We start from the raw sequence: 1,223 nt of genomic DNA, 5'->3' as shown, positions 1-1,223 counted from the left end.
CACCTCGCCTCCCCCTCCCGGTCCGGGCCGGTGATCCGCGCCAGGGGCCGGGCCGCCGGCCCGCGCCGGGGCACGGGGCGGACGGTGGCGGGGCTGGTGGAGCTGCCCGGGGAGCCCCGGCCCGACCCGCGCTCGATGGTGCTCGCCGACCCGCGCGTCCCCGAGCACCGGCGGCGCTGTCCGAACGCCGAGTGCGACGCCCCGGTGGGGCGCTCGCACGGCGAGGGGGCCGGTGGTGACGAGGGCAACTGCGAGCGGTGCGGACGCCGGTACGGCTTCGTGCCCCGGCTGCGCGCCGGCGAGTGGGTGAGGGGCCAGTACGAGGTGGTGGGCTGCCTGGCCCACGGCGGACAGGGGTGGGTCTACCTGGCCATCGACCATCCCGTGTCCCGCAGGTGGGTGGTGCTCAAGGGCCTGCGGGACACCGAGGACGAGGCCGCGCTGGCCTCCGCCATCGCCGAACGGCGGTTCCTGTCCGAGATCGAGCACCCGGGCATCGTGCGCATCCACAACTTCGTGGAGCACCCCGATCCGCGCACCGGCCGCCCGGACGGCTACATCGTCATGGAGTACGCGGGCGGGCGGTCGCTGCGGGAGATCGCCGACTCCCGGCGCGGCCCCGGCGGCCGACCGCTCCCCCTGGAACAGGTGTGCGCCTTCGGGATCGAGGCACTGGACGCCCTGGGGCATCTGCACGACCGGGATCTGCTGTACTGCGACTTCAAACCGGCCAACGTCATCCGGACCGGGGACCGGCTCAAGCTCATCGACCTGGGGGCGGTCCGGCGGATCGACGACACCACCGGCACCCTGTACGGCACCCCCGGCTACCAGGCCCCGGAGGTGCCCGAGCTGGGCGCCTCCGTCGCCTCCGACCTGCACACCGTGGCCGTGACCCTGGCCGAGCTGGGGCTGGGCGTCACGGTTCGGGCGGGACTGCCGGAGGACGACCCGCTCTGCGCGCCGGACATCGAGGTGCCCCGAACCCACGCCTCCTTCCACCGGCTGGTGATGCGCGGTACCGACCCGGACCCGGACCTGCGATTCGGGTCGGCCGCCGAGATGGCCGAACAGTTGACCGGGGTGTTGCGGGAGGTGGTGGCGGTGACCACCGGCGTGCCGCGTCCGGCGGTCTCCACACTGTTCGGGCCGGAGGTACGGGTGGTGGACACGACCGTGGTCCCCCCGGCGGGGGCGGTATCCGCCCCGGGCCCCCACCGCAC

The 1,223-nt window shown here is 75.1% G+C and carries 1 protein-coding gene; it reads left to right on the top strand.

Going from position 1 to position 1,223, the window contains the following annotated elements; all coding sequences use genetic code 11:
* Window positions 1–30: 30 nt before the first annotated feature.
* Window positions 31–1,223 (top strand): protein kinase domain-containing protein (locus FOE67_RS26185; protein WP_182667302.1); only part of this gene is annotated, 1,193 nt, incomplete at its 3' end.

The sequence above is a fragment of the Streptomyces calidiresistens genome, from assembly GCF_014141525.1.
Classification (GTDB): domain Bacteria; phylum Actinomycetota; class Actinomycetes; order Streptomycetales; family Streptomycetaceae; genus Streptomyces; species Streptomyces calidiresistens.
The sequence above is the reverse complement of the archived record's forward strand: the minus strand, read 5'-3'. Positions and strand labels throughout refer to the sequence as shown.